Origin of the sequence: Pseudomonas fluorescens (assembly GCF_902497995.1) — a bacterium.
Classification (GTDB): Bacteria; Pseudomonadota; Gammaproteobacteria; order Pseudomonadales; family Pseudomonadaceae; genus Aquipseudomonas; species Aquipseudomonas fluorescens_BK.
In genome coordinates this window covers 119,977-146,747 of the sequence record NZ_CABVII010000004.1, presented here as the reverse complement: position 1 = coordinate 146,747, position 26,771 = coordinate 119,977, and the positions used below count along the sequence as shown (strand labels likewise).

Below are 26,771 nucleotides of genomic sequence, written 5' to 3'. Positions count from 1 at the left end.
GCCTGGGGAGTGAGAGCGATGAGCACGTTGAAGTGGGTTCGTGGCGTTAATGGCACCTTGGGCTGGTTCGCACCACAACTGGTCGCAAGCAAAATGCGACAGGCGTTCATGACGCCGCGGGACCTGCCGCCCCGTGACTGGGAGTTGCCGCTGTTGGCCAGATCCGAGCGGATCACCTTGCGCTTCGGTCTCTCGGCATTGCGTTGGGGGCAGGGGCCGGCGGTGTTGCTGATGCACGGTTGGGAAGGGCGGCCGACGCAGTTTGCCAGCCTGATCACCGCGTTGGTCGATGCCGGTTATACCGTGGTGGCCCTGGACGGCCCCGCCCACGGTCGCTCGCCCGGCAATGAAGCGAATGTCGTGCTGTTCGCCCGGGCCATGCTCGAGGCGGCTGCCGAGTTGCCGCCACTGCAGGCGGTCATCGGCCACTCCATGGGCGGCGCCAGTGCCATGCTCGCCGTTCAATTGGGCCTGCGCACCGAAACCCTGGTGACCATCGCTGCCCCGGCCCGAATCCTCGGGGTGCTGCGGGGCTTCGCGCGTTATGTGCGGCTGCCGCCCAAAGCCCGTTCGGCGTTCATTCGTCAGGTCGAAAAAGACGTGGGCATGCGCGCCGCGACGCTGGATGTCGCGCATTATCAGCTCGACATGCCCGGCCTGATCGTGCATGCCGAAGACGACAACTATGTCTTGGTCAAGGAATCCCAACTGATCCACGAAGCCTGGTTCGACAGCCGTCTGCTGCGCCTGGAAGAGGGCGGTCATCAGCGGGTGCTGGCCGATCCCCGGGTGATTGATGGCGTGCTGGCATTGCTGTCCGGTCGTAGCCTGCAATCGCGCCAATCGGCCTGAGCATCCGTTACACTGCCCCGGTCGACATCATCTGACCGGGAGTGAGGCATGGGCTGGGATCGGGCAACGCCGTTTATCATTGATCTGCAAGTGGGCGCCGAGGACATCGACGGGCTGGGTCACGCCAATAACGCGGTGTATGTGACCTGGCTCGAACGCTGCGCCTGGCGCCACTCCCAGCGGCTCGGCCTGGACCTGGTCGAGTATCGGCGGCTGGACCGGGCGATGGCGGTGGTGCGGCACGAGATCGATTACCTGGCGGCCGCCTATGAAGAGGATGAGTTGCAGTTGGCGACCTGGATCGTCGATTGGGACCAGCGCCTCAAAATGACCCGGCACTTCCAGCTCAAGCGTCCTCGCGACAACACCACGCTGCTGCGGGCGCAAACCACTTTCGTCTGCATCGAGCTGTCCACCGGCAGGCCCAAGCGCATGCCGGCAGAGTTCATCGAAGGCTACGGCCCTGCGTTGCAAGTGTTGACCTGATTGAAGCTTTCGCGGGCAAGCCTCGCTCCTACAGGAGTGTGATGACCGTAGGAGCGAGGCTTGCCCGCGAAGGCGTCCTATCTGACGAAATACCTTCTGCACGCCGAAACCAGTAAACTGCCGCACGTTTTTCGTCGAGTGTGTTTTTCATGCAAATTGCTTTGGCGCCCATGGAGGGGTTGGTCGACAACATCCTGCGGGACGTGCTGACCCGTGTGGGCGGTATCGACTGGTGCGTGACCGAGTTCATCCGGATCAACGATCAGCTGCTCACCCCTGCCTATTACCACAAGTTCGGTCCGGAACTGCTGACCGGCGCCCGCACGGCGTCCGGCGTGCCGTTGCGGGTGCAGTTGCTCGGGTCCGATCCGGTGTGCCTGGCGGAAAATGCCGCGCTGGCCTGCGAGCTCGGTTCCGAGGTCATCGACCTGAACTTCGGCTGCCCGGCCAAGACCGTCAACAAGTCCCGTGGCGGTGCGGTGTTGCTCAAGGAGCCCGAACTGCTCAACGAAATCGTCGAGCACGTGCGTCGCGCGGTACCGGCACACATCCCGGTCACCGCCAAGATGCGTCTCGGCTTCGACAGTCCGGACGGTGCGCTGGTCTGCGCCACGGCCCTGGCCGAAGGTGGCGCGGCGCATATCGTGGTGCATGCGCGGACCAAGACCGATGGCTACAAGCCGCCGGCCCACTGGGAGTGGATCCCACGGGTACAGGACGTGGTCAAGGTGCCGGTGTTTGCCAATGGTGATATCTGGAGCGTCGAGGACTGGCGCCGTTGCCGCGAAATCAGCGGTGTGGAAGACATCATGCTCGGTCGCGGGCTGGTCTCGCGCCCGGACCTGGCCCGGCAAATCGCTGCCGCGCGCGCCGGTGAGGACGTGGTCGAGATGACCTGGGCCGAGCTGCTGCCGCTGATCCAGGACTTCTGGCTGCAGGCCAAGGCGCAGATGACCCCGCGTCAATCGCCGGGTCGCTTGAAGCAGTGGCTGGCAATGCTGACCCGCAATTATCCCGAAGCGGTGGAGCTGTTCACCGTCCTGCGTCGCGAAACCGAACTGGATCAGGTCTCGCGTTTACTGGGTCTGCAGGTGGCCGAAGCCGCCTGAAAAAATCTGCAAATACCCTCTTGAAAACCAGTCAGCGGTCCCTATTTTTGAATTACGCGATGCCGAATTCGGGTCGCGGAGACACAAAAACTTGCTGATCTGTTTTCAGGAGATTTGAATCATGACTACTGCATTTTCCATGGCACCGCTGTTCCGTTCCTCGGTGGGCTTCGACCGTTTCAATGACCTGTTCGAAACCGCCCTGCGCAACGAGCCAGGCAGCACCTACCCACCTTACAATGTGGAAAAACACGGCGACGACCAATACCGCATCGTCGTAGCGGCCGCCGGCTTCCAGGAAGAAGACCTGGAGCTGCAAGTGGAAAAAGGTGTGCTGACCATCAGTGGCGGCGGTAAACGTGACGTGAATGAAGGCGTCACTTATCTGTACCAGGGCATCGCCCAGCGGGCCTTCAAACTGTCCTTCCGCCTGGCGGACCACATCCAGATCAAGGCCGCCGACCTGAGCAACGGTTTGTTGAGCATCGACCTGTTGCGGGTGGTTCCGGAAGAGGCGAAAGCCAAGCGCATCCCGATCAACAACGGGACGCAAAAAGCGGCTCTACAGCATTGAGCCGGACCCCGGGCAGGGTTGTCTGAGTACAACTCGACCGGCTGAAGCAAAAAGACCCCGACTTGTCGGGGTCTTTTTTTCAGGATCTCGGAGGATAAAAATGCGGGGGCGAGATTTGGTCTAGGCGATTTTGAGTGTGGATGGATTCTTGCGAGCGCGCGTCCGTTGTCTGAGGATATGCCGGTGGCGTGTCTGTCATCGAGGTAAAGCGTCATCGCTTCACCCAGGGCGTGGCGAGTTGCAGCTTGATGAGGTAGCGCTCCTCCGTGGGGCGCTTGTCATCCCTAAAGCGATTAACCACCAGCATCACTTGATATTGGTTGCCCGCTAGCCAATAGGACGTTCCGCCTTTGTTCACATCCCTCAATCGGGCACGCCATTGTGGGGTGTCGGCGAACGGTGGGTCCTCATTAACCCGGATTGGTATCCAGCCCCCTTTGCGCCATTGCTCCTGGAGATCCAGCACGACATTAAGTGTATCGTCGAGCAATAGTGGCTCGATTTGCGGGGACATACGCACACTGCTGACTGACTCATCTTTGTTGAAGCTAACCGTAAAGAAACGCGCCAGCGGGGTCACGAATCCGTATTGGGGATCCAGGAAACGAAGGCGAGCATCCGACCTCGGTAATCTCCCCCAAAAATGCCCAGGAATCGCTGGATCAATGGCCGCACTGGAGCGCTGGCGCATGTCTTCCCAAGGCTCGCCAATCATCAATGCAATTTCCGGGTCATCCGATAGAGCTTGAATCGCCGCCAGCGTAATAACCGCGGCAACTGTCACCGCCCACAGGCCCCGTCGCCAATCCACGCGTTGCCTCAGGCTCATCGCACGCCCAGACCTGCGGCAATGTCCATAATCGATTGTTCGATCAGCTGGCGATCGGGACTCCGTAGCAGGTCATCAAACTGAGTCGCGGCCTTGAGCACGAAGGGCATGCGTTGCTGGATATCGGCCAAATTCGCGCGGCGATCATTGCTGAAGCCAATGGTGCGTCCATCATCGATTGGGCGGCACTGGCTGGCCAGGGTTAGTTCGATAGCCTCAGCGGCGCCGGACGGGACGCCGGTGATGTAGGAAACATGGTTGCCGCGCAGCAACCATACCAGTCCCTGGTCGCTATACATCCCCGGTTGCAGGATGTTCCGCTGTTCGTGCCATGCCAGATGCACAACGCTATCGGCGATGTTGCCTGCCTCAATGGCCTCGAAGGCTTGCAGGATTTCCTTGTAGTTGGTACCGAACTCCAGCTTTTCCTGCTCGACTGGCCACAGCACCGACTGCTGCCCATTTCCATAAATATTCTTACGTGAGGGCAGGCAGGTTTCGAGCGACCACAACCCCCGCTCCTTATAAAAGGCATGCAGCGGAAACACGTCCAGAAACAGCGTGGTGTTGCCCATGGCCAGCATCTCGTACACGAACTTGTACATCCGCTGTGCGTACGGCAGTGCGTCGTCGCCGCCTCCGAGGCTACTACCCGGCACCGGATTATTGCGATCGGCTTGCTCGTAGTCGCGCTGCGCCTGCTCGAACTCCCGCAATTTCGCCTGCCGTTCACGCTCACTGGGGCCGAGCAAGCCAAAGAAGCCTTTCCTGGCGCTGTTCTTCAAACGTTGTGCCGCTTCATATTCCGCCTGCATCTTGTCGATCGAATTGGCGGCATGCAGCAGACCACACCCAACCTGCTTGGAGGCGAAAGCCGCAAGTCCCGCCCATTGGAAACGCCGATCTTCCAGCCACAACTGGGCGTAAGCGGCATTGATCGCGCGATTCCGTGCCTTGGGGTCGGCGATCAGCACGCCGCCCGGCGCCACGATGGCTTCGGCACGTTGCTGGTACCCACGCCAGAGGTTCTGGCAAACCAGCCCCGGCAGGTCACTGAAGCTCGGCGTGCCTGGGCTCGGTGCCGGCGCATTACCGGAGGGGCGCGGCGCCGCTGGCGAGGGACTGTTGGCGGCAGGCGTGAACGGTTGGGCGGCGGTTTGAGCGCGGGGCGCTACGACTCCGCCCTCGATCACCTGAAACCTGAAAGTCTGGTTGGCAATCAGCCGTGGCGGCGGGTCGCACTTGCAGTGGCAGAGGTCACCGTCCAGGGCAGCATTACGCCCATCCAGCAGGTCCACCAGTCGCGGACCGTCGCAGACAATTTTCCCGGTGCTGTCGCATTCCGGGCACTTGACCTCATCGCCTTCGCGGGCCATGGCCTGGCCATTGATGGTGCTGTATTCCCAGCCGGTGAGCACGGTGCCGTCGACGGTGGTCTTGGCCCCGACGGTGATGTGATAGCGCATCATGCGGTGCATGTCCTTGTTTTAGCGAAGGGACAAGCACGCTAAGTGAGGCGATGTAGGAGTTAAATCAGACGTTTCGTTATCTGTTGTAGGTTTGTTCTGTACTCAAGCACCTGACGATCAGAAGGCGGGGATGATCCCGCTTCCTGTTATTTGAGCAGCAACTGAAACGCCTCCACCGGCAACGGCCGGCTGTGCAGATACCCCTGATAGAAATGACAGCCCAGCCCCTGCAAGAACTCCAGCTGCTCCGGCGTCTCCACCCCTTCGGCAATCACCTTCAACTCCAGGCTGCGGGCCATGGCGACAATGGCGCGGATGATCTCGGCATCGTTGGGGTCGGTAGTGGCGTCGCGGATGAACGACTGGTCGATTTTCAGGGTGTCGACCGGCAGGCGCTTTAGGTAGGTCAGCGAGGAGTAGCCGGTGCCGAAGTCGTCCATGGCAAAGCTGATGCCGAGTTTTTTCAGGCGGCGCATTTTGCTGATGGTGTCTTCCAGGTTCTGGATGACGATGCCTTCGGTGATCTCGAGTTTCAGCAGCGAGCAGGGCAGGCCGTGAGTGGCGAGGCTGCGTTCGATGCGTTCGACGAAGTCGTTCTGGCGGAATTGTCGCGGGCTGATGTTCACGCACAGGCTGAAGTCGAGCGGGTCGATCAGGTCTTTGCTGATCAGCTGTTTGAAGGCGGTGCAGGCTTCGTCGATGATCCAGGTGCCGACTTCCAGAATCAGCCCGCTGTCCTCCAGCACCTTGATGAAATCCGTGGGCGACTGCGCGCCAAATTGCGGATGGTCCCAGCGTACCAGCGCCTCGGCGCCGACGATGCGGCCGTCCCGCGCGTCCACCTGAGGTTGGTAATGCACGCGAAACTCACCGCGGGACAAGGCCTGGCGCAGGTCGGTTTCCATGCGCAGGCGTTCGCTGGCGGCCTTCTGCATGGTGTTGTGGTACATCTGCGTGGTGTTGCGGCCGGAATCCTTGGCTCGATAGAGCGCGATGTCGGCGCGTTTGAGCAAATCGGTCGGGGTCGAGCCGTGATCGGGGATCAGCGCGATGCCGATGCTCGGGGTCACTTGCAGGCGCTGTCCGTCGAGGAACATCGGTTCGGACAGCAGTTCACGCAAGGTGTCGGCCAGATCCAGGACCTGGTCGCTGACCTCGTTGCGCGAGCCTTCCAGGCCGCTGAGCAGCACCACGAACTCATCGCCCCCCAGCCGCGCAACGGTGTCCTCCATGCGCACGCTGGCTTCAAGACGCGCGGTGATGATTTTCAGCACCGTATCGCCCACCGGATGGCCGAGCGAATCATTGATGTGCTTGAAGTGGTCAAGATCGAGAAACATCAGGGCGCCGCGCAGGTTGTGGCGTTTGAGCAGGGCGATCTGCTGGCTCAGGCGATCCATCAGCAGCGCGCGGTTGGGCAGGTTGGTCAATGGGTCGTGGTAGGCCAGGTGGCGGATCTGTGCTTCGGCATTTTTCAGCAGGCTGACGTCCCGCGCAGTCAGCAGCAGGCAAGCGGTTTCGTTGAGGGTGATGGGTTCCACCGAGACTTCGACGGTCAGCAGCTCGCCGCGTTTATTGCGCCCGAGCATCTCCAGGTGATGCACCCGGCCCTTGAGCTGTAGCTCGGCCAGCAGTATCGAGCGTTGTTTTTCCTCAGCCCAGATGCCGACCTGGTACACCGTGCGGCCGATCACTTCGTCGGCGCGATAGCCGGTCAGGCGGCAGAAGCCATCGTTGACTTCCAGATAGCGTCCGGTGTCGCGCTCGGTGATGGTGATGGCGTCGGGGCTGGAGTGGAAGGCTTTGGCGAACTTCTCTTCGCTGGCCTTGAGCGCCGCTTCCGAGCGTTGCTGCTGGGTGATGTCGCGCAAGGTGGTGACGATGCACGGTTGGTCGCCGACGCTGATCTGGCGGCTGGAAATCACGCAAGTCAGGGTTTGCCCGTCTTTGTGCTGAACCAGGATCGCTACATTGCTCAGGCCTTGTTCGCGGACGACTTGTTCGATGCGCCGCAGGCTGTTCACCGAAGCGTCCCACAGGCCGATTTCGTCGGCACTGCGACCAAGCACCTCGGCGGTGCTCCAGCCGAAGGTCTGGGTGAAGCTGGAGTTGATCTCGATGAACAGGCCGGTGTCCTGGTGGGTCACGCAGATCGGATCCGGGCTGACCTGGAACAGGGTGGCGAATTTCTCTTCAGAGGCCACCAGTCGCTGTTCACGTTCCACCTGATCGGTGATGTCGATCAGCGTGCCGGCCATGCGCAACGGCGCGCCCTTGTCATCGCGGTAGAGTCGGGCGCGGCTTTCCAGGTAGCGCGAGCTGCCGTCCGGCAGTTGCACGCGGTAAGTCAGTTGATAATTGCCGGCCGGGCCCTCGCGCAGGCTGCGGTAGGCGTCGCGCATGCTGTCGCGTTCTTCGCCGGGCACGCCTTCGAAAAAATCGTCGAAGGATTCATGGAAAGGTTTGGCCTCCAGCCCGTGCAGTTGGGCGGCCCGCGCCGAACCGTAGAGCATGCCGCTGGGAATGTGCCAGTCCCAGGTGCCCAGTTGCGCTGAATCCAGGGCCAGGTCGAGGCGTTCCTGGCTGTCTTTCAGGGCCTGTTCGGCGGCTTTGCGTTCAGTGGTATCAAGAAAGGTGCTCAGCAGGTAGGGCTGGCCTTCGAGCTCGACTTTCTGCGCGCTGAGGATGCCGTCGTGGACCTGGCCATTGCTGGCGCGGAACTGCACCTCCATGCTGGTCAAATCGCCCTTGGCCTTGGTGGCCTTGACCAGTTGCGCCCGTTGTTCCGGGTGCACCCACAGGCCCAGCTCGAGGGTGGTGCGGCCAATCGCGTCTTGCACCGGCCAGCCGAACAGGCTTTCGAAATACTGGTTGGCTTCGCTGATCAGGCCGTCTTCCTGACGCGTCAGCAGCACCATGTTCGGACACAGGTGAAACAGCGTGGCGAAGCGTTTTTCCGAACTGCTCAGGGCTTGTTCGCGCTGCCGCTGGTGGGTGATTTCGCGGATGACGCCAATCATCCGTGGCCGGCCGTGCTTGTCCGGCAGCAGGCTGCCGTTGATCTCCAGCCAGTGCAGGCTGCCGTCGGGCCATTGAATGCGGTGGTGCATCGCCTGTTCCAGCGGGGCGCCGGCGATCACCGCGTGGAAGGCGCGAATGGTTTTCGCCCGGTCCTCTGGCGGCAACAAGTCAAGGTATTCCAGATCGGCCGGCAGCGGTTGCCGGGGATCGAAGCCGAACAACGCCTGGGTGCCCCGGGACCAGCTGATCTGCCCGCGCTCGATGTCCCAGTACCAGGCGCCCAGGTGCGCGCCGTTGAGGGCGGCCAGTAATTGCGGCGCGCTTTCCCAGCTCTGCTCGGACCGTTTCGGGTCCAGCGCCTGAATACGCGGCATCGGCGGAATTTGGTCAACAGATTTCGGCATTTTCAAGCCTTGGGCTGAGTTGGGCGTTGTGCACAGGCGTGCACGGCTCTCAAAAGACTCAACAGACGTAGCACAGCTTAGCCTTGAATCCCTGGCCTATCGATTTGTGCATCCAGCAAAGCCATGAAGGCCCGTGCCGCATTCGAGAGCGTCCGTTCGGTGTGAAGGATATAGCCTAGCTGGCGAGTCAGTTGTATGCCCGGCAAAGGTATTCGTGCAACTTGCTCGTCGAGCATGGTGCGCGGCAACACGCTCCAGGCGAGGCCGATCGAGACCATCATCTTGATCGTTTCCAGATAATTGGTGCTCATGGCGATGTTCGGCGTCAGGCCCCGGGCTTCGAACAGGCGCCGCACGATGTGGTGGGTAAAGGTATTGCCGCCGGGGAATACCGCCGGGTGCAGGGCGATGTCCGCCAGGCTGACCGGGCCGTTGCTGATCAGCGAGTGCTCCGGGGCGACCACGAAATCCAGCGGGTCGTCCCATACGGGCGTGGCCTTGACCAGGGCGTGGGGCTCCGGCGCCAGGGTGATGACCGCCAGCTCGGCGCGGCCATGGAGAATTTCTTCGTAGGCCACTTCCGAGTCGAGGAACTGAATATCCAGCGCCACCTCTGGGTAACGTCGGGTGAACTCCCTTAATAAAGGCGGCAGGCGGTGCAGGCCGATGTGGTGACTGGTGGCCAGGGTCAGGCGGCCACTCACTTCGCCGGTCAGGTTGGTCAGGGCGCGGCGGGTGTCGTCCAGCACATTGAGGATCTGATAAGCCCGGGGCAACAAGGCGCGGCCGGCCTCGGTCAGGCCGACTTCACGACCCAGGCGATCGAACAGGCGCACCTTCAATTGCTGCTCCAGCCCGGCGATGCGTTTGCTGATGGCCGGTTGGGTCAGGTGCAGCCGCTCACCGGCGCCGGAGAAACTCCCGGTCTCGGCTATCGCGATAAAAGCATTGAGGTTGGCCAGATCCATCGTCGTATTCCAGTTGGTTATCCAAAGCATAAAAAATATGAATTTGAGTTATTTAATGTAACCCCCTAGGATCGACCTCACAAGCCAAAGGGTTATTGAAATCATTCAAGACCCAGGGCATAGAAACACGCTGATGAGGAAACCGTCTGATGGCCGGCAAAACGCTCTACGACAAGCTCTGGGATTCGCATTTGGTCAAGCAGCGCGACGATGGCTCTGCGCTGATCTACATCGATCGTCACATCATCCATGAAGTGACCTCGCCGCAAGCCTTCGAAGGCCTGCGCCTGGCCGGGCGCAAGCCTTGGCGCATCGACGCCAACATCGCGACCCCGGACCACAACGTACCGACCACGCCGGAGCGCAAGGGCGGCATCGAGGCCATTGCCGACGAGGTCTCGCGTTTGCAGGTGCAGACCCTCGACGATAACTGTGACGAGTACGGCATCGTCGAATTCAAGATGAACGACGTCCGCCAGGGCATCGTCCACGTCATTGGCCCGGAGCAGGGCGCTACCTTGCCGGGCATGACCGTGGTCTGCGGCGACTCCCATACCTCGACCCATGGCGCGTTCGGTGCCCTGGCGCACGGTATCGGCACTTCCGAGGTCGAGCATGTGCTCGCCACCCAGTGCCTGGTCGCCCAGAAAATGAAGAATATGCTGGTGTCGGTCGAGGGCCAGTTGCCATTCGGCGTGACCGCCAAGGACATCGTCCTCGCGGTGATCGGCAAGATCGGCACCGCCGGCGGTAACGGCCATGCCATCGAGTTCGCCGGTAGCGCGATTCGCGACCTGTCCGTTGAAGGCCGCATGACCATTTGCAACATGTCGATCGAGGCCGGTGCGCGCGTAGGCCTGGTGGCGGCGGACGAAAAGACCGTGGAATACGTCAAGGGCCGTCCATTTGCCCCGAAAGGCGCGGAATGGGACCTGGCTGTCGAAGCCTGGAAAGACCTGGTGACCGATAAAGACGCCACGTTCGACACCATCGTCGAGCTCGACGCGACCCAGATCAAACCGCAAGTCAGCTGGGGCACGTCGCCCGAGATGGTGTTGGCCGTTGATCAAAACGTGCCGGACCCGGCCAAGGAAATGGACCTGGTCAAGCGTGGCTCCATCGAGCGCGCCTTGAAGTACATGGGTTTGACCGCCAATCAGGCGATCACCGACATCCAGCTGGACCGGGTTTTCATCGGTTCCTGCACCAACTCGCGGATCGAAGACCTGCGTGCGGCGGCAGTGATCGCCAAGGGCCGCAAAGTGGCGTCGACCATCAAGCAGGCCATCGTGGTGCCGGGCTCGGGCCTGGTAAAAGCTCAGGCCGAAGCGGAAGGCCTGGACAAGATTTTCCTCGATGCCGGTTTCGAATGGCGTGAGCCGGGCTGCTCGATGTGCCTGGCGATGAACCCGGACCGTTTGGAAAGTGGCGAGCACTGTGCCTCGACCTCCAACCGTAACTTCGAAGGCCGTCAGGGCGCTGGTGGCCGTACCCACCTGGTGAGCCCGGCCATGGCCGCCGCCGCCGCTGTGAACGGTCGTTTCGTCGACGTCCGTGAATTGATCTGAGGAGCGCAGCATGAAAGCTTTTACCCAGCACACCGGTCTTGTCGCGCCTCTGGATCGTGCCAACGTCGACACCGACCAGATCATTCCCAAGCAATTCTTGAAGTCGATCAAGCGCACGGGTTTCGGCCCGAACCTGTTCGATGAATGGCGTTACCTGGATGTGGGGCAGCCGTATCAGGACAACTCCAAGCGTCCACTGAACAAGGACTTCGTGCTCAACGCCGAACGTTATCAAGGCGCCAGCGTGTTGCTGGCCCGTGAAAACTTCGGTTGCGGTTCCAGCCGCGAGCATGCGCCGTGGGCGCTGGAAGAGTACGGTTTTCGCAGCATCATCGCGCCGAGCTACGCCGACATTTTCTTCAATAACAGCTTCAAGAATGGGTTGCTGCCGATCATCTTGAGCGACGCTGAGGTTGATGAGCTGTTCCAGCAGGTTGAGGCGACTCCGGGTTATCAGTTGCAGGTTGATCTGGAAGCACAGACGGTGACCCGTCCGGATGGCAAGGTGCTCCGCTTTGAGATTGATGCGTTTCGTAAGCATTGCCTGCTCAATGGTCTGGACGATATCGGTCTGACGTTGATGGACCACGAGGCGATTGCGACGTTTGAAGCCAAGCATCGGGCCAGCCAGCCTTGGTTGTTTCGTGACGCGTGATTGATCCGGGATTTATGTAGGCAGGGCTGGCCCCTTCGCGAGCAAGCCCGCTCCCACAGTTGATCTTTGGTGTACACAAAATATGTGCCCGACGAAGTGCCTATGTGGGAGCGGGCTTGCTCGCGAAGACGGCAGCCCGGACACCACAAGGCTAAACCCCAAAAAGGAAGTCCCCATGACCAGCACCGCCCAGCACAGCCAGGTAGTACAAAAGCAATTCGGTGAACAGGCCGCCGCCTACCTGAGCAGCGCCGTTCACGCCCAAGGCACCGAATTCGCCCTGCTACAGGCTGAACTGGCAGGGCAGGGCGAAGCGCGGGTGCTGGACCTGGGCTGCGGCGCCGGTCACGTGAGTTTCCACGTGGCGTCGCTGGTCAAGGAAGTGGTGGCCTACGACCTGTCGCAGCAGATGCTCGACGTGGTGGCCGCCGCCGCGGTCGACCGTGGCCTGGGCAACGTCACCACGGTCAACGGCGCCGCCGAGCGCCTGCCGTTCGCCGATGGCGAGTTCGATTTCGTGTTCAGCCGTTATTCGGCGCACCATTGGAGCGACCTCGGGCTGGCACTGCGGGAAGTTCGTCGGGTGCTGAAGCCGGGCGGGGTGGCGGCGTTCGTCGACGTGTTGTCACCGGGCAGTCCATTGTTCGACACTTACCTGCAAAGCGTCGAAGTGCTGCGCGACACCAGCCATGTGCGCGATTATTCTGCCGGTGAGTGGTTGCGCCAGGTCAGCGAAGCGGGGTTGCATACCCGCAGCACCACGCGCCAACGCTTGCGCCTGGAGTACACCAGCTGGGTCGAGCGCATGCGCACGCCACAGGTGATGCGCGCGGCAATCCGCGAGTTGCAGCAGTCCATGGGCAATGAAGTGCGCGAATATTTTGAAATCGAGGCCGATGGTTCGTTCAGTACAGATGTGCTGGTGCTGATTGCAGAACGATAGGCACTGAACGATAAGCGTTGAAAACAATAAGCTCTGAACGATAGCCGCCGAGCGATAGACTTTTTCCGGGTGCGCCCATGGGGCGCACCGACTGATGACATGAGGAAAGCATGAGCAAGCAGATTCTGATTCTCCCAGGTGACGGTATTGGCCCGGAAATCATGGCCGAAGCGGTCAAGGTGCTGGAACTGGCCAACGCCAGGTACAGCCTGGGCTTCGAGCTGAGCTTTGACGTGATCGGTGGCGCGGCCATCGACAAGCACGGCGTGCCTTTGGCCGACGAAACCCTAGATCGCGCCCGCGCGGCGGACGCTGTGCTGCTGGGCGCCGTGGGCGGTCCGAAATGGGACGCCATCGAACGTGACATCCGCCCTGAGCGCGGCCTGCTGAAGATCCGCGCGCAACTGGGCCTGTTCGGCAACCTGCGTCCGGCGATCCTCTACCCGCAACTGGCCGAAGCTTCGAGCCTGAAGGCAGAAATCGTCTCCGGGCTGGACATCCTGATCGTCCGCGAGCTGACCGGTGGCATCTACTTCGGCGCGCCACGTGGCACCCGCATCCTGGAAAACGGCGAGCGTCAGTCCTACGACACCCTGCCGTACAGCGAAAGCGAAATCCGCCGCATCGCCCGTGTCGGTTTCGACATGGCCATGGTGCGCGGCAAGAAGCTGTGCTCGGTGGACAAGGCCAACGTCCTGGCTTCCAGCCAGCTGTGGCGAGAAATCGTTGAGGAAGTGGCCAAGGATTACCCTGAAGTCGAACTGAGCCACATGTACGTCGACAACGCCGCCATGCAACTGGTGCGTGCACCGAAGCAATTCGACGTGATCGTGACCGACAACATGTTCGGTGACATCCTGTCCGACCAGGCGTCGATGCTCACCGGCTCCATCGGCATGCTACCGTCGGCCTCCCTGGACACCCACAACAAAGGCATGTACGAACCCTGCCACGGTTCGGCGCCGGACATCGCGGGCAAGGGCATTGCCAACCCGTTGGCGACCATTTTGTCGGTGTCGATGATGTTGCGATACAGCTTCAACCAATCGGGCGCGGCAGACGCGATCGAGAAGGCTGTGAGCCTGGTTCTGGACCAGGGCCTGCGCACGGGCGACATCTGGTCGACCGGTTGCACTAAAGTCGGTACGCAGGAAATGGGCGATGCAGTAGTCGCCGCGCTGCGGAATCTGTAATCTCTCGGGCCCGCTGCAACTTTCACTCTAGAAAGCAGCGGCCCACTTTTTAAAGAAGGTGTAGTTGCGATGAAACGTGTAGGTCTGATCGGTTGGCGCGGTATGGTCGGTTCCGTGCTCATGCAGCGGATGCTGGAAGAGCAGGATTTCGATCTTATCGAGCCGGTGTTTTTCACCACTTCCAATGTCGGTGGTCAAGGCCCGTCCGTGGGCAAGGACATTGCTCCGCTCAAGGACGCTTACAGCATTGAAGAGCTGAAAACCCTCGACGTGATTCTGACGTGCCAGGGTGGCGACTACACCAGCGAAGTCTTCCCGAAGCTGCGCGAAGCCGGCTGGCAGGGTTACTGGATCGACGCCGCTTCCAGCCTGCGCATGCAGGATGACGCGGTGATCGTGCTGGACCCGGTGAACCGCAAGGTCATCGACCAGCAGCTCGACGCGGGCACCAAGAACTACATCGGCGGCAACTGCACCGTCAGCCTGATGCTGATGGGCCTGGGGGGGCTGTTCGAAGCCGGTCTGGTGGAGTGGATGAGCGCCATGACGTATCAGGCGGCCTCCGGTGCCGGCGCGCAGAACATGCGTGAACTGATCAAGCAGATGGGCGCGACCCACGCCGCTGTCGCCGATCAACTGGCCGACCCGGCCAGCGCCATTCTCGACATCGACCGTCGTGTCGCCGAAGCCATGCGCAGCGACGCGTACCCGACCGAAAACTTCGGCGTACCGCTGGCTGGCAGCCTGATCCCGTGGATCGACAAGGAACTGCCGAACGGCCAGAGCCGCGAAGAGTGGAAGGCCCAGGCCGAGACCAACAAGATCCTCGGTCGCTTCAAGAGCCCGATCCCGGTGGATGGCATCTGCGTGCGTATCGGCGCGATGCGTTGCCACAGCCAGGCGCTGACCATCAAGCTGAACAAAGACGTGCCGATCGCCGACATCGAAGGGCTGATCAGCCAGCACAACCCTTGGGTCAAGCTGGTACCGAACAGCCGCGACATCAGCATGCAGGAGCTGAGCCCGACGAAAGTCACCGGCACCCTGAACATTCCGGTTGGCCGCCTGCGCAAGCTGAACATGGGCACCCAGTACGTGGGTGCGTTCACCGTCGGCGACCAGCTGCTGTGGGGCGCGGCCGAACCGCTGCGTCGCATGCTGCGGATTCTGCTCGAGCGGTGATCGATTGAAGCAATGAAAAAACCCGTGCCTTGAAAGAGGTGCGGGTTTTTTTATAGCTGGCAGTCTGAAGTTTTTTGGTTGCCCGTACCGGCCCCTTCGCGGGCAAGCCCGCTCCCACAGGTTTCATTGGTGTACATAAACTTTGGGCTCGACACCGACCACTGTGGGAGCGGGCTTGCCCGCGAAGGGGCAAGTACAGGCACCGCGAATCCTTGGCAGAATTGCTTGCTTATCCACCACCCGGTAAAGTGCCGCTCCCCCCGTTTCGCCAGAGGTAAAACCATGAGCCAGTCCTTTGATATTGCCGTGATCGGCGCCACCGGTACTGTCGGCGAAACACTCGTGCAGATTCTCGAAGAGCGCGACTTCCCGGTCGGCAACCTGCACCTGCTGGCCAGCAGCGAATCGGCCGGGCATTCGGTGCCGTTTCGCGGCAAGAACGTGCGGGTGCGGGAAGTCGATGAGTTCGACTTCAGCAAAGTCCAGCTGGTGTTCTTCGCCGCCGGCCCGGCGGTGACCCTGAGTTTCGCCTCGCGCGCCACCGCCGCCGGTTGCTCGCTGATCGACCTGTCCGGCGCGTTGCCGGCCGATCAGGCTCCGCAAGTGGTGCCGGAAGCCAATGCACAGGTGCTCGCCGGTCTGCAAAAGCCCTTCCAGGTCAGCAGCCCAAGCCCGTCGGCCACCACGCTGGCCGTGGTGCTGGCGCCGTTGCTCGGTTTGCTCGACCTGCAACGCATTCACCTGACGGCTGCGCTGGCGGTCTCTGCCCAAGGTCGCGAAGCCGTGACCGAGCTGGCCCGGCAAACCGCCGAACTGCTCAACGTGCGCCCGCTGGAACCGACTTTCTTTGATCGGCAGATGGCCTTCAACCTGCTGGCGCAAGTCGGCAAACCTGATGAGCAAGGTCATACGCTGCTGGAAAAACGCCTGGTGCGCGAACTGCGCCAGGTCTTGGCCCTGCCTGCATTGAAGATTTCCGTCACTTGCATTCAAGCCCCGGTGTTTTTTGGCGATAGCTTCAGCGTGACCTTGCAGTCTGCGAGCGACATCGACCTGGCGAAAGTCAATGCGGCCCTGGAAGACGCCCCGGGTATCGAGTTGGTGGAAGCCGGCGACTATCCGACGCCGGTCGGCGATGCGGTCGGGCAGGACGTGGTCTACGTTGGTCGGGTTCGCAGCGGAATCGACGACCTGTCGGAACTTAATGTGTGGCTGACGTCAGATAACGTGCGCAAAGGCGCGGCGCTCAATGCTGTGCAGGTGGCTGAATTATTGATAAAAAACCTTGTGTAAAAGATACTTGGCAACAATTTTTCCAAGGGTTCCAGCCAACGCTATGCTTGGTCCGGACTGCTGAAGGCGAGCCACCCTGGGGGGGCTTTCCACGGCATGAATGAAACGATCGCGCGCGACGACTCCTCGTTGCCGCGCGCAATGCCTTGCGGCAGCGACTATCAACACCTTCTCGCTGGCCGAGGAATGTTCAAACAAAGGAAGAGGCTATGGTTCAAGTTCGCAAACTGGTGTTAGCAATAGCGGCCGCGTCGGCGCTGTCCTCCGGTATGGCGCATGCGCTCGGGCTTGGGGAACTGACCCTGAAATCGACGCTGGACCAGCCGCTGGTGGCGGAAATCGAATTGCTCGACGTCAAGGAACTCACCGCTGCCGACGTGGTGCCGAGCCTGGCTTCGCCGGAAGATTTCGCCAAGGCCGGTGTCGACCGCCAGGCGTTTCTCAACGACCTGAGCTTTACCCCCGTGCTCAACCCCGGCGGTAAAAGCGTCCTGCGTGTGACGTCCAGCAAGCCTTTGTCCGAACCGATGGTGAAATTCCTGGTTCAGGTCATGTGGCCCAACGGCCGCCTGTTGCGCGATTACAGCTTGCTGCTCGATCCTTCCAGGTTCTCGCCACAGACCGCTGATGTGGCTGCGCAACCGGCACCGACGCCAACCGTCACCGCCCCCGTGACCGGTGCCACCCAGCCGACCGAATACACCACTACGCCACGGGATACCCTGTGGGAAATCGCGGCGAAGGCGCGCAATGGCGGTTCGGTCCAGCAAACCATGCTGGCCATCCAGGCGCTGAACCCGGATGCCTTTATCGACGGCAACATCAACCGACTGAAAACCGGTCAGGTGCTGCGGCTGCCGGATCAGGCACAGAGCACCCAGCTGCCGCAGCAACAAGCCATTGCCGTAGTGGCCGCGCAGAACACTGCATGGCGTCAGGGCCGGCGCTATGTGCCGAAGACCGGGGCAGGGCAGCAGCAACTCGATGCCACCAACCGTCCGCGTGGCGATGGCACGGCTGCGCAAACCGCCAGGGACAATTTGAGCCTGGTGTCTGCCGAGTCCGAAAAGGCGGGAGGCAAAGGTGCCGCAGGCGACGCCAAGGCCTTGAACAACAAGCTGGCCGTGACTCAGGAGAGCCTCGACACGACCCGTCGTGACAACGAGGAACTGAAAAGCCGCATGACCGATCTGCAAAGTCAGCTGGACAAGCTGCAGCGCCTGATCGAACTGAAGAACAATCAACTGGCCAGGTTGCAGGCCGAAGGTGCCGCGGGCGCTCCGACTGATACGGCAGCCACTGCGGCGATCTCCGCCGAACTGGCGGCCACACCTGCACCTGCATCCGAGGCAACGCCGGCTGCAACCGAGCCAACCTCGGCACCGGCCGAGACGCCAGTCGAGCCGACGCCAGCGTCCGACGAGCAGAAATTCAACGAGCTGCTGACCAATCCGGTACTGATGGGGTTGGTGGGTGGCGGGGCCGTGGTCCTGCTGCTGTTGCTGCTGTTGCTGGCTCGTCGCCGCAAAGCCGGGCAAGAAGCCGAGAAACACCTGCGCATGGCCCGGGAACTGGCCGAAGAGCAGCAATTCCCTACCGCACAGGATCTGGCGGAAAACAACTTCGAAGGCCTGGAAGTGTCGCCGCCGAGCGTGAAGCTCGATACCGCGCCAGCGCCTGCTCCTGCTCCAGCGCCTGCCCCTGCCCCCGCTCCTGCCCCTGCCCCCGCTCCGGTGATTGCTCCGGTGGTGGTCATGCCGCCCATAGCCGCGCCATTGGTATCGCCGGCTGTCGATCGCCACGATGACGACGTACTGCGCAAAGCGCATACGCATTTTGCCGCCGGTCGCCTGAATCAGGCTGCCGCATTGCTCGAAGACAGCATCAAGTATGAACCGCAACGCAGTGACCTGCGCCTGAAGCTGATGGAAGTCTACGGCCAGCAGGGCATCCGTGACGCGTTTGTCGCCCAGGAGCGCCAACTGGTGGCCAATGGCGAGAACTTTGCGCGGGTAGAACAGCTGAAAAGCCGCTTCCCGGCCATGGCCGTCGCGGCCGCCGGTGGTATCGTCGCTGCCGCCATGGCGGCCGAGCTGGACGCGCAATACGTTCGGGAGCTGCTGCTGGACGAACCGCAGGCGCCAGCGGTGCCCGATGACTTCGACAATGCCTTCGATTTGAGTCTGGATGTGCCGCAAAGTCCCGCGGCGGCAGCAGCGGTGCCCGATGACTTCGACAGTGCCTTCGATTTGAGTCTGGATGAGCCACAAAGTCCTGCGATGACTCCGGTTGCACCGACGCCGGCACCGGAGGCTGTGGACGAACCTGATGCTTTTCCAGGGGATGACGACTTGAGCTTCGAGTCGGTGTTGCAACGGCAGACTGAAGTCAGGGAAAACCTCGACGACCTGTCGGACTTCGATCTGGACATGGACCTCGGTGGCGATGCAACGCCTGCGACCCTGGCGGAAGACGATTTCCTGTTGAGCCTGGATGAGGGCGTCAAGGACGCGCCGGCTGCCCCCGCGCCGGCTGCTGCGTCAATGACCCTGGACGACCTGGAGTTGCCGGCCGACTTCGATCTGTCGCTGGCCGATGACATGAACACCCCTGCCGCTGCGCAAGCTTTTGCCGCGGAACTCGATGATGTCGATGCCGAGCTGGATCGTCTGTCGCAGAGCATCGCCGAGCCGACCTTCACCGCGGAGGATGCCTTGGCCTCGGCCGCTGACGAGCCGGAATTCGACTTCCTGTCCGGCACCGATGAAGTCGCCACCAAGCTCGATCTGGCCCAGGCCTACCTCGACATGGGCGATGCCGATGGTGCACGGGATATTCTTAACGAGGTGGTGGCCGAGGGTGATGTGGGCCAGAAGGATGAAGCCAGGGAAATGCTTTCGCGCCTGGCTTGATCGATTGGCAAGGCTTGAACAGAACGGCAGTCCATTGGGGCTGCCGTTTTTGTTTATGGGAGGGGAGGCGATGGCGTCTGTCGGGCCGCCTTCGCGAGCAAGCCCGCTCCCACAGGGATAGTGCCGGACACAACTAATGCGGCAACCCCGATCCAATGTGGGAGCGGGCTTGCCCGCGAAGGGGCCATCCCATTCAACACACTATCAACGGTTACACTGGCATCCCGGTCCAGCGGCCTTATAATGCCCGCCTTTGCGTACATCAGCAGGCTGTCACTCCTTTGGGAAATATAGATAACCCGGCCGCCGAAATGGCGGCCGACGACGTTTTCCGGATCGCGTTGGGCGTTGAATACAAGGGCTCGCGTTATCGCGGCTGGCAGCGCCAGGCCTCTGGCGTGCTCACCGTGCAGGAAACCCTCGAAAAGGCCCTGTCCAAAGTCGCCGATTCCCCCGTGTCGCTACTCTGCGCCGGACGCACCGATGCCGGTGTGCATGCCTGCGGGCAGGTGGTGCACTTCGACACGCCAGTCGAGCGCTCGATGAAAGCCTGGGTCATGGGCGCCAACATCAACTTGCCCCACGACGTCAGCGTCAGCTGGGCCAAGGTCATGCCGGCGCATTTTCATGCGCGCTTCAAGGCCATCGCCCGACGCTATCGTTACGTGATCTATAACGATCAGATCCGTCCGGCGCACCTGAACGATGAAATCACCTGGAATCACCGTCCGCTGGACGTCGAGCGCATGGCCGAGGCGGCGCAATACCTGGTCGGCACCCACGACTTCAGCGCTTTCCGCGCCGGTCAGTGCCAGGCCAAGTCACCGATCAAGGAACTGCATCACCTGCGCGTCACCCGTCACGGCAAGATGATCGTGCTGGACATCCGCGCCAGTGCCTTCCTGCACCATATGGTGCGCAACATCGCCGGGGTACTGATGACCATCGGTGCCGGCGAGCGCCCGGTAGAGTGGATGAAAGAAGTCCTGGAAAGCCGCATCCGTCGCTCCGGCGGGGTGACGGCGCACCCGTTCGGCTTGTACCTGGTGCAGGTCGAGTACCGCGACGAGTTCCAGTTGCCCGAGCGTTACATCGGGCCGCACTTCTTGACCGGCTTCTCGGAACTTGACGGCTGACGCCTTCGAACGCTTTTGTTACCATCCGGGACTTTCTCGGATTTGCCGTGGGGTTGTCTCGACATGTCGTCCGTTCGCAGCAAGATTTGCGGCATTACCCGCGTGGAAGATGCATTGGCCGCGGTCGAGGCCGGGGCCGATGCCCTCGGCTTTGTGTTCTACGCCAACAGCCCGCGGGCGGTGACGTTCGAGCAGGCGCGCGCGATCATCAAGGCACTGCCGCCGTTCGTGACCACCGTGGGCCTGTTCGTCAACGCCAGCCGCTGCGAGTTGGGGGAAATCCTCGACGCCGTGCCGCTGGACCTGTTGCAGTTCCATGGCGACGAAACCGCGGCCGACTGCGAAGGCTGGCACCGCCCGTATATCAAGGCGCTGCGGGTCAAGGCTGGAGATGACATCGCCGCTGCCTGCGATGCTTTTCCAAGTGCCAGCGGGATCCTGCTGGATGCCTACGTCGAAGGCGTACCCGGCGGAACCGGGGAAGCGTTCGACTGGTCTCTGATACCGCAAGGCTTGAGTAAACCAATTATCCTGGCGGGCGGCTTGACGCCGGATAACGTCGCCGAGGCCATTGCCCGGGTTCGGCCTTATGCCGTGGATGTCAGTGGCGGGGTAGAGGCGAGCAAGGGGATCAAGGATCACGCAAAGATTCACGCGTTCATCAACGCGGTACGTACGAACCCGTAGGCACCCGCGGGAGCCCGCAGGAACCGGGCTTCTGCCAGCGCCTACGTTGATGTGACGGCTGGCAGGCTGCCGCCGTCCATAACTGCACCTGCACAAAGCAGGCATGGCTGAGGATGTTTTGGGTTGCACGCAGGTCATGTCTCGCGCTGACCGTGGCGATCCATCGATCATCGCCGCACATATGAATTTAGCTCAAGGGCATACGCGGGGCTGCGAACCAGAGCGTTCGGGCCGCCGGTACTGGAGAAAGAAAGCATGAGCAACTGGTTAGTAGACAAACTGATCCCTTCGATCATGCGTTCCGAGGTCAAGAAAAGCTCGGTGCCTGAAGGTCTGTGGCACAAATGCCCGTCTTGCGAGGCTGTGTTGTACCGTCCGGAGCTGGAAAAGACCCTGGACGTTTGCCCCAAGTGCAACCACCACATGCGTATCAGCGCCCGCGCGCGCATCGACATCTTCCTCGACGTTGAAGGTCGTGCCGAACTGGGTGCGGACCTGGAACCGGTCGACCGCCTGAAATTCCGCGACGGCAAGAAGTACAAGGATCGCCTGACCGCGGCCCAGAAGCAGACCGGCGAAAAAGACGCGCTGATCTCCATGAGCGGCTCCCTGCTGGGCATGCCGGTGGTGGTGGCGGCCTTCGAATTCTCCTTCATGGGCGGTTCGATGGGCGCGATCGTCGGCGAGCGCTTCGTTCGCGCTGCCAACTACGCCCTGGAAAACCGTTGCCCGATGATCTGCTTCGCCGCCTCCGGTGGTGCGCGGATGCAGGAAGCCCTGATCTCGCTGATGCAAATGGCCAAGACCTCCGCGGCACTGGCGCGTCTGCGCGAAGAAGGCATTCCGTTCATCTCCGTACTGACCGACCCGGTCTACGGCGGCGTTTCCGCCAGCCTGGCGATGCTTGGCGACGTGATCGTCGGCGAGCCCAAAGCCCTGATCGGCTTTGCCGGCCCGCGCGTGATCGAGCAGACCGTGCGTGAAAAACTGCCGGAAGGCTTCCAGCGCAGCGAGTTCCTGCTGGAACACGGCGCGATCGACATGATCATCCACCGTCAGGAGCTGCGTCCGCGCCTGGGCAACCTGCTGGCACAAATGATGGGCCTGCCGACGCCCAAATTCGTCGCCGCTCCTATCGAACCGATCGTTGTTCCACCGGTGCCTGCCAACATATGACCCAACGTACCCTTGGCGAGTGGCTCGCCTACCTTGAGCAGCTGCACCCTTCGGCCATCGACATGGGCCTTGCGCGCTCGCAGCAGGTAGCGTCCCGCATGGGACTGGGCAAGCCGGCGCCTCGGGTGATCACGGTCACCGGCACCAATGGCAAGGGTTCCACCTGTGCGTTCGTGGCGTCGTTGCTGCGGGCGCAAGGCCTGAAGGTGGGGGTCTACAATTCTCCGCACCTGCTGCGTTACAACGAGCGGGTGCAGGTCAATGGCGTCGAAGCCACTGACGCCGAGCTGTGCCAGGCCTTTATTGCGGTCGAGGCCGGTCGTGGCGACACGTCCCTGACCTACTTCGAAATGGGCACCCTGGCGGCGTTCTGGCTGTTTCAACAGGCCGGTCTCGATGCGGTGGTGCTGGAAGTCGGGCTGGGCGGGCGCCTGGACACGGTCAACGTGGTGGATGCCGACATGGCGCTGGTCACCAGCATCGGCGTCGATCATGCGGACTATCTGGGGGACACCCGTGAGTCCGTGGCCTTTGAAAAGGCCGGTATCTTCCGCCAGGGCGCACCTGCGCTCTGTGGCGATCTGAATCCTCCCCAGCCGTTGCTGGACAAGGCGCGCGAGCTCAATTGCCCATTTTTCCTGCGTGGCCGCGATTTTGACCTGGGTGTAACCGATCACCACTGGCAATGGCGCGGTCTTGACGCTCAAGGGCGGGTGGTCGAACTGCGTGATCTGCCGTTGCTCGATCTGCCGATGGAAAACGCCGCACTGGCGTTACAAGCCTATCTGCTGCTCGGCCTGCCTTGGGTGGAAGCGCAGATTATCGCTGCCCTGAACGCAACGCGGGTGGTGGGTCGTCTCGATCGCCGCCAGTTCGACTGGCAGGGCAAGCGTCTGAACCTGTTGCTGGACGTGGGGCATAACCCCCATGCGGCCGAGTATCTGGCCCGCCGCCTGGCCAGCCAGCCACCGGCCGGCAAGCGTCTGGCCGTGTTCGGCTTGCTGGCGGACAAGGATCTGGAGGGTGTTGTCGGCGAATTGAGTGCCAGTGTCGAGCATTGGGCTGTCGCGCCGCTGGATTCGCCGCGGGCACGACCGGTCGGCGATTTACACCTGGCGTTACAGAACCTCGGCGCGTCGGTAGCGTCCTATGACAGTGTGGCCGCCGCCCTGGAAGGGCAGTGTGCACGAGCGACGAGCGACGACGAGATTCTGTTGTTCGGATCATTTTATTGTGTCGCCGAGGCCCTGGAATGGCTGGCCCGGCGCTCCACGGAGGAAGCGGCAAATGGCATTGCTGGATAAGGCATACAAACAGCGCATGATTGGCGCACTGGTCCTGGTGGCGCTGGCGGTGATTTTCCTGCCGATGCTGTTTTCCCGCCAGGACGAACAGCGTCAGGTGACGGTCGAGGCGCCGGCCGCCCCGCAAGCGCCTGCAGTGCCGCAAGTGCAGGTCGAGCCAGTGGTGGTGCCCGAGCCGCAAGCCGTGCCGCAGGAGCCGGTGCCGAGCGACGATGAAATCGCTCAGCAGGAACAGCCGTCGACGCCGATTGCACCGACTGCGCCAGTGGCGCCGGCACCGGCCGCCAAACCGGTGACAGCGCCTGCGGCTCCGGCGCCTGCTCCGCTTAACAAGCCGACCACTGCGCCTTCCCGGCCGATCACGGCCGCGCCGGGCAAGCCGGATACCACCCAGAGCCGGGTCGATGCCAACGGCCTGTCGGTCAGCTGGTCGGTGCAAGTGGCCAGTCTGGCGAACCGGGCGAGCGCGGAAAGCCTGCAGAAATCCCTGCGCAGCCAGGGCTACAATGCTTATATCCGTACGGCCGACGGCAAAAATCGGGTGTTCGTCGGGCCGCTGATCGAGCGCGCGGAAGCCGATCGCCTGCGTGACTTGTTGAGTCGCCAGCAGAACCTCAAGGGCTTTGTGGTGCGTTTCCAGCCGGAACGTGGTTAAAACTATCGCGCCGATTTTGAAATGCACGGACAATCGCAGCTTACCGATAAGCATGGGCTCTGCTAAAATGCGCCGCCTTATCCGTCTGTAGGCTGCACTGTGCCATTTACCTGGGTTGATTGGGCGATCGTTGCAATCGTCGCCATCTCCGCATTGATCAGTCTGAGCCGCGGCTTCGTCAAAGAAGCACTGTCGCTGGTGACCTGGATCATCGCAGGAGTCGTCGCCTGGCTGTTCGGTGGTGCATTGTCCGAATACCTCGTCGGGTACATCGAAACGCCATCGGCTCGTGTGATCACGGGCTGTGCCATCATGTTTGTCGCCACGCTGATCGTAGGCGCAATGATCAATTATCTTATCGGCGAGTTGGTTCGCGTCACCGGGCTCTCCGGGACCGATCGATTCCTCGGCATGGCCTTCGGCGCCGCGCGTGGCGTGTTGCTGGTGGTCGTGGCGGTCGGGCTGTTGAGCCTGGGGCCGGTACAGCAGGACGAGTGGTGGAAACAATCGCAACTCGTGCCAAAGTTTTTATTGGTTGCAGACTGGTCCAAAAACCTGATTCTCGGGTGGAGCAGTCAGTGGCTTGCCAGCGGAATCAGCGTACCCGCTGATATACCGTTCAAGGAGCACCTCTTGCCGACGGCCAAAACGCCGCAGTGAGTTGTGTTCAGTTCAGTTCAGATCCATTAAGTAGGGGTTGCGTCGCATGTGTGGCATCGTCGGTATCGTCGGTAAGTCGAACGTCAATCAGGCGCTGTATGACGCGCTAACCGTCCTCCAGCACCGCGGCCAGGACGCTGCCGGTATCGTGACCAGCCATGATGGCCGGTTATTCCTGCGCAAGGACAATGGCCTGGTGCGTGACGTGTTCCATCAGCGTCACATGCAGCGCCTGGTCGGCCACATGGGCATTGGCCATGTGCGTTACCCGACCGCGGGCAGCTCGACTTCGGCCGAAGCCCAACCGTTTTACGTCAACTCGCCTTACGGCATCACCCTGGCGCACAACGGTAACCTGACCAACGTTGAACAGCTGGCCAAGGAGATTTACGAATCTGACCTGCGCCACGTCAACACCAACTCCGATTCGGAAGTGCTGCTCAACGTGTTCGCGCACGAGCTTGCCCAGCGCGGCAAGCTGCAGCCGACCGAAGAAGACGTGTTTGCTGCCGTCACTGACGTGCACAACCGTTGCGTCGGGGGTTATGCCGTGGTGGCGATGGTGACCGGTTACGGCATCGTCGGTTTCCGCGACCCGCATGGCATCCGCCCGATCGTCTTCGGCCAGCGTCATACCGACGAAGGCGTCGAGTACATGATCGCCTCCGAAAGCGTGTCCCTGGACGTGCTCGGTTTCACCCTGATTCGCGACCTGGCGCCGGGCGAAGCGGTCTACATCACTGAAGACGGCAAGCTGCACACCCGCCAGTGCGCGACCAACCCGTCCCTGACCCCGTGCATCTTCGAACACGTCTACCTGGCGCGTCCGGACTCGATCATCGACGGCGTCTCCGTGTACAAGGCCCGCCTGCGCATGGGCGAGAAACTCGCTGACAAGATCCTGCGCGAGCGTCCGGATCACGACATCGACGTGGTCATCCCGATTCCGGACACCAGCCGCACCGCGGCCCTGGAGCTGGCGAACCACCTGGGCGTCAAGTTCCGCGAAGGCTTCGTGAAGAACCGCTACATCGGCCGGACCTTCATCATGCCGGGCCAGGCGGCACGGAAAAAATCCGTGCGCCAGAAGCTCAACGCCATCGAGCTGGAATTCCGCGGCAAGAACGTGATGCTGGTGGACGACTCGATCGTTCGCGGCACCACCTGCAAGCAGATCATCCAGATGGCTCGTGAAGCCGGCGCCAAGAACGTCTATTTCTGCTCCGCGGCACCGGCCGTGCGTTACCCGAACGTCTACGGCATCGACATGCCGAGCGCCCACGAACTGATCGCCCACAACCGTTCGACCCAGGACGTTGCCGACCTGATCGGCGCTGACTGGTTGATCTATCAGGACCTGCCTGACTTGATCGAAGCGGTCGGTGGCGGCAAGATCAAGATCGAGAAATTCGATTGCGCGGTGTTCGACGGCCAGTACGTGACCGGCGATGTCGACGAGGCATACCTGAACAAGATCGAGCAGGCGCGTAACGATGCCTCCAAGGTCAAGACCCAGGCGGTCAGCGCGATCATCGATCTGTACAACAACTAAGCTTCTACCGGCCTGCACCTGTAGGAGCGAGGCTTGCCCGCGAAGGCGGTATCACAGGCAACAATGATGTTGAATGTGATGCCGCCTTCGCGGGCAAGCCTCGCTCCTACAGTAACGGGTGTGCCCCTCCAGGCCGGTTTTGT

The 26,771-nt window shown here is 61.6% G+C and carries 22 protein-coding genes; 18 read left to right on the top strand and 4 right to left on the bottom strand.

What is annotated here, in order from left to right; genetic code table 11:
- Window positions 1-18: 18 nt before the first annotated feature.
- From F8N80_RS06415 to F8N80_RS06400, 4 genes are all read left to right on the top strand, one after another.
- Complete coding sequence (locus F8N80_RS06415) at window positions 19-852, top strand: alpha/beta fold hydrolase (protein ID WP_150743610.1); 834 nt, start codon at window positions 19-21, stop codon at window positions 850-852.
- Between the two features lie 48 nt (window positions 853-900).
- The gene (locus tag F8N80_RS06410; RefSeq protein WP_150743611.1) at window positions 901-1,338 is read left to right on the top strand and encodes an acyl-CoA thioesterase; all 438 of its coding nucleotides are present in this window, start codon (window positions 901-903) and stop codon (window positions 1,336-1,338) included.
- A 149-nt stretch (window positions 1,339-1,487) separates the two neighbouring features.
- Entirely contained in the window at window positions 1,488-2,447 is a 960-nt protein-coding gene (locus F8N80_RS06405; RefSeq protein WP_150743612.1) for a tRNA dihydrouridine synthase, read from the top strand.
- Window positions 2,448-2,568: 121 nt separating this feature from the next.
- On the top strand, window positions 2,569-3,021 hold the full coding sequence (locus F8N80_RS06400) for an Hsp20 family protein (RefSeq protein WP_150783488.1): 453 nt from the start codon (window positions 2,569-2,571) through the stop codon (window positions 3,019-3,021).
- A gap of 211 nt (window positions 3,022-3,232) precedes the next feature.
- Here F8N80_RS06400 and F8N80_RS06395 read toward each other — a convergent pair whose 3' ends face one another.
- The 4 genes from F8N80_RS06395 to F8N80_RS06380 all read right to left on the bottom strand — a co-directional run bounded on the left by F8N80_RS06395 (window position 3,233) and on the right by F8N80_RS06380 (window position 9,712).
- On the bottom strand, window positions 3,233-3,850 hold the full coding sequence (locus F8N80_RS06395) for a hypothetical protein (protein WP_150783487.1): 618 nt from the start codon (window positions 3,848-3,850) through the stop codon (window positions 3,233-3,235).
- Window positions 3,847-5,319, bottom strand: coding sequence for a PAAR domain-containing protein (locus tag F8N80_RS06390; RefSeq protein ID WP_150783486.1), 1,473 nt, complete (start codon window positions 5,317-5,319; stop codon window positions 3,847-3,849). The genes F8N80_RS06395 and F8N80_RS06390 overlap by 4 nt, the downstream gene beginning before the upstream one ends.
- A gap of 146 nt (window positions 5,320-5,465) precedes the next feature.
- Complete coding sequence (locus tag F8N80_RS06385) at window positions 5,466-8,744, bottom strand: bifunctional diguanylate cyclase/phosphodiesterase (RefSeq protein WP_150783485.1); 3,279 nt, start codon at window positions 8,742-8,744, stop codon at window positions 5,466-5,468.
- 77 nt (window positions 8,745-8,821) lie between these two features.
- A complete protein-coding gene (locus F8N80_RS06380; protein ID WP_150743617.1) occupies window positions 8,822-9,712 on the bottom strand; it encodes a LysR family transcriptional regulator in 891 nt (296 codons plus the stop codon).
- Between the two features lie 149 nt (window positions 9,713-9,861).
- On the opposite strand from F8N80_RS06380, the gene leuC reads away from it, so the two are divergent.
- The 14 genes from leuC to purF all read left to right on the top strand — a co-directional run bounded on the left by leuC (window position 9,862) and on the right by purF (window position 26,628).
- Window positions 9,862-11,280 carry a 3-isopropylmalate dehydratase large subunit gene (leuC, locus tag F8N80_RS06375; protein ID WP_150783484.1) on the top strand — a complete coding sequence of 473 codons (1,419 nt, stop codon included), beginning with the start codon at window positions 9,862-9,864 and terminating at the stop codon, window positions 11,278-11,280.
- Window positions 11,281-11,290: 10 nt separating this feature from the next.
- Entirely contained in the window at window positions 11,291-11,935 is a 645-nt protein-coding gene (leuD, locus tag F8N80_RS06370) for a 3-isopropylmalate dehydratase small subunit (protein ID WP_150743619.1), read from the top strand.
- A gap of 175 nt (window positions 11,936-12,110) precedes the next feature.
- The gene (locus F8N80_RS06365) at window positions 12,111-12,878 is read left to right on the top strand and encodes a class I SAM-dependent methyltransferase (RefSeq protein WP_150783483.1); all 768 of its coding nucleotides are present in this window, start codon (window positions 12,111-12,113) and stop codon (window positions 12,876-12,878) included.
- Between the two features lie 110 nt (window positions 12,879-12,988).
- Window positions 12,989-14,071, top strand: a complete 1,083-nt coding sequence (leuB, locus tag F8N80_RS06360) for a 3-isopropylmalate dehydrogenase (RefSeq protein ID WP_150783482.1) — start codon at window positions 12,989-12,991, stop codon at window positions 14,069-14,071.
- 69 nt (window positions 14,072-14,140) lie between these two features.
- A complete protein-coding gene (asd, locus tag F8N80_RS06355; protein ID WP_150743622.1) occupies window positions 14,141-15,253 on the top strand; it encodes an aspartate-semialdehyde dehydrogenase in 1,113 nt (370 codons plus the stop codon).
- 282 nt (window positions 15,254-15,535) lie between these two features.
- Entirely contained in the window at window positions 15,536-16,546 is a 1,011-nt protein-coding gene (locus F8N80_RS06350) for an aspartate-semialdehyde dehydrogenase (RefSeq protein ID WP_150743623.1), read from the top strand.
- Window positions 16,547-16,755: 209 nt separating this feature from the next.
- The gene (locus tag F8N80_RS06345; protein ID WP_150783481.1) at window positions 16,756-19,458 is read left to right on the top strand and encodes a FimV/HubP family polar landmark protein; all 2,703 of its coding nucleotides are present in this window, start codon (window positions 16,756-16,758) and stop codon (window positions 19,456-19,458) included.
- A 311-nt stretch (window positions 19,459-19,769) separates the two neighbouring features.
- Complete coding sequence (gene truA, locus F8N80_RS06340) at window positions 19,770-20,594, top strand: tRNA pseudouridine(38-40) synthase TruA (RefSeq protein WP_150743847.1); 825 nt, start codon at window positions 19,770-19,772, stop codon at window positions 20,592-20,594.
- A gap of 63 nt (window positions 20,595-20,657) precedes the next feature.
- A complete protein-coding gene (locus tag F8N80_RS06335) occupies window positions 20,658-21,281 on the top strand; it encodes a phosphoribosylanthranilate isomerase (RefSeq protein WP_150743625.1) in 624 nt (207 codons plus the stop codon).
- 255 nt (window positions 21,282-21,536) lie between these two features.
- The gene (accD, locus tag F8N80_RS06330) at window positions 21,537-22,457 is read left to right on the top strand and encodes an acetyl-CoA carboxylase, carboxyltransferase subunit beta (RefSeq protein ID WP_150783480.1); all 921 of its coding nucleotides are present in this window, start codon (window positions 21,537-21,539) and stop codon (window positions 22,455-22,457) included.
- Window positions 22,454-23,761 (top strand): bifunctional tetrahydrofolate synthase/dihydrofolate synthase, encoded by a 1,308-nt coding sequence (gene folC, locus F8N80_RS06325; protein WP_150743627.1) that lies wholly within the window; start codon window positions 22,454-22,456, stop codon window positions 23,759-23,761. The genes accD and folC overlap by 4 nt, the downstream gene beginning before the upstream one ends.
- Window positions 23,745-24,416, top strand: a complete 672-nt coding sequence (locus tag F8N80_RS06320; RefSeq protein ID WP_150743628.1) for an SPOR domain-containing protein — start codon at window positions 23,745-23,747, stop codon at window positions 24,414-24,416. Before folC ends, F8N80_RS06320 begins: the two co-directional genes overlap by 17 nt.
- 99 nt (window positions 24,417-24,515) lie before the next feature.
- Complete coding sequence (locus F8N80_RS06315) at window positions 24,516-25,076, top strand: CvpA family protein (RefSeq protein WP_150743629.1); 561 nt, start codon at window positions 24,516-24,518, stop codon at window positions 25,074-25,076.
- 46 nt (window positions 25,077-25,122) lie between these two features.
- Window positions 25,123-26,628, top strand: coding sequence for an amidophosphoribosyltransferase (purF, locus tag F8N80_RS06310; RefSeq protein ID WP_150743630.1), 1,506 nt, complete (start codon window positions 25,123-25,125; stop codon window positions 26,626-26,628).
- Window positions 26,629-26,771 lie beyond the last annotated feature (143 nt).

Coding starts and splice junctions, on each gene's coding strand:
- F8N80_RS06415 (WP_150743610.1), top strand. CDS start 19: ATGAGCACGTTGAAGTGGGTTCGTGGCGTTAATGGCACCTTGGGCTGG.
- F8N80_RS06410 (WP_150743611.1), top strand. CDS start 901: ATGGGCTGGGATCGGGCAACGCCGTTTATCATTGATCTGCAAGTGGGC.
- F8N80_RS06405 (WP_150743612.1), top strand. CDS start 1,488: ATGCAAATTGCTTTGGCGCCCATGGAGGGGTTGGTCGACAACATCCTG.
- F8N80_RS06400 (WP_150783488.1), top strand. CDS start 2,569: ATGACTACTGCATTTTCCATGGCACCGCTGTTCCGTTCCTCGGTGGGC.
- F8N80_RS06395 (WP_150783487.1), bottom strand. CDS start 3,850: ATGAGCCTGAGGCAACGCGTGGATTGGCGACGGGGCCTGTGGGCGGTG.
- F8N80_RS06390 (WP_150783486.1), bottom strand. CDS start 5,319: ATGATGCGCTATCACATCACCGTCGGGGCCAAGACCACCGTCGACGGC.
- F8N80_RS06385 (WP_150783485.1), bottom strand. CDS start 8,744: ATGCCGAAATCTGTTGACCAAATTCCGCCGATGCCGCGTATTCAGGCG.
- F8N80_RS06380 (WP_150743617.1), bottom strand. CDS start 9,712: ATGGATCTGGCCAACCTCAATGCTTTTATCGCGATAGCCGAGACCGGG.
- leuC (WP_150783484.1), top strand. CDS start 9,862: ATGGCCGGCAAAACGCTCTACGACAAGCTCTGGGATTCGCATTTGGTC.
- leuD (WP_150743619.1), top strand. CDS start 11,291: ATGAAAGCTTTTACCCAGCACACCGGTCTTGTCGCGCCTCTGGATCGT.
- F8N80_RS06365 (WP_150783483.1), top strand. CDS start 12,111: ATGACCAGCACCGCCCAGCACAGCCAGGTAGTACAAAAGCAATTCGGT.
- leuB (WP_150783482.1), top strand. CDS start 12,989: ATGAGCAAGCAGATTCTGATTCTCCCAGGTGACGGTATTGGCCCGGAA.
- asd (WP_150743622.1), top strand. CDS start 14,141: ATGAAACGTGTAGGTCTGATCGGTTGGCGCGGTATGGTCGGTTCCGTG.
- F8N80_RS06350 (WP_150743623.1), top strand. CDS start 15,536: ATGAGCCAGTCCTTTGATATTGCCGTGATCGGCGCCACCGGTACTGTC.
- F8N80_RS06345 (WP_150783481.1), top strand. CDS start 16,756: ATGGTTCAAGTTCGCAAACTGGTGTTAGCAATAGCGGCCGCGTCGGCG.
- truA (WP_150743847.1), top strand. CDS start 19,770: ATGGCGGCCGACGACGTTTTCCGGATCGCGTTGGGCGTTGAATACAAG.
- F8N80_RS06335 (WP_150743625.1), top strand. CDS start 20,658: ATGTCGTCCGTTCGCAGCAAGATTTGCGGCATTACCCGCGTGGAAGAT.
- accD (WP_150783480.1), top strand. CDS start 21,537: ATGAGCAACTGGTTAGTAGACAAACTGATCCCTTCGATCATGCGTTCC.
- folC (WP_150743627.1), top strand. CDS start 22,454: ATGACCCAACGTACCCTTGGCGAGTGGCTCGCCTACCTTGAGCAGCTG.
- F8N80_RS06320 (WP_150743628.1), top strand. CDS start 23,745: ATGGCATTGCTGGATAAGGCATACAAACAGCGCATGATTGGCGCACTG.
- purF (WP_150743630.1), top strand. CDS start 25,123: ATGTGTGGCATCGTCGGTATCGTCGGTAAGTCGAACGTCAATCAGGCG.